Origin of the sequence: Methylobacterium aquaticum, assembly GCF_001043915.1 — a bacterium.
Lineage (GTDB): Bacteria > Pseudomonadota > Alphaproteobacteria > Rhizobiales > Beijerinckiaceae > Methylobacterium > Methylobacterium aquaticum.
Window position 1 is genome coordinate 1 of record NZ_LABX01000500.1, and the last position, 689, is coordinate 689.

1 protein-coding gene is annotated in these 689 nt (G+C 67.5%); it reads right to left on the reverse strand.

Going from position 1 to position 689, the window contains the following annotated elements; translation table 11 throughout:
• Positions 1 to 35: 35 nt before the first annotated feature.
• Positions 36 to 689, reverse strand: a 654-nt coding sequence (locus VP06_RS33470; protein WP_048468146.1) for a PQQ-dependent sugar dehydrogenase, incomplete at its 5' end; no start/stop codon positions are given.

Sequence of the window (689 nt, forward strand, 5' to 3'; positions counted from 1 at the left end):
CGACTGAACCAGTCGACCCGGAGATTGGCGTTCGACTATTGTGTCCCGGCCAAACCGCTCACCCGCCAGATCACCTTCCCCACATCGTCCGACACCAGCAGCGACCAGGTCCTGTCCAGGATCACGCCGACGGGCCGCCCCTGCGCCCTCTCGTCGGCATCGAGGAAGCCGGTCAAGGCGTCCACCGGCTGGCCGGCGGGATTGCCGTCCTTGAAGGGGACGTAGATCACCTTGTAGCCGCTCTTCGGGCGGCGGTTCCATGAGCCGTGCTGAGCCACGAAGAGGCCGCCTGTCCACGCCGCCGGCAGGGTCGAGCCGTGGGAGAAGGCGATGCCGAGCGACGCGGTATGGGTGCCGACCGCGTAGTCCGGCGCGATGGCCTTGGCGACGAGGTCGGGCTTCTGCGGCTGGACCCGCTCGTCCACGCGCTTGCCCCAATAGCTGTAGGGCCAGCCATAAAAGCCGCCCTCCTTCACCGAGGTGACGTAATCGGGCACGAGGTCGCTGCCGATCTCGTCGCGCTCGTTGACCGCGGTCCAGAGGGCACCGCCGGTGGGCTCGAAGGCGAGGCCGTTGGGGTTGCGCAGGCCGGTGGCGAATGCACGCATCTGCTTCGTGGCAAGGGTGTATTCCCAGATCGCGGCGCGGCCCGTCTCCTTGTCGAGGCCGTTCTCGCCGACATTGCTGTT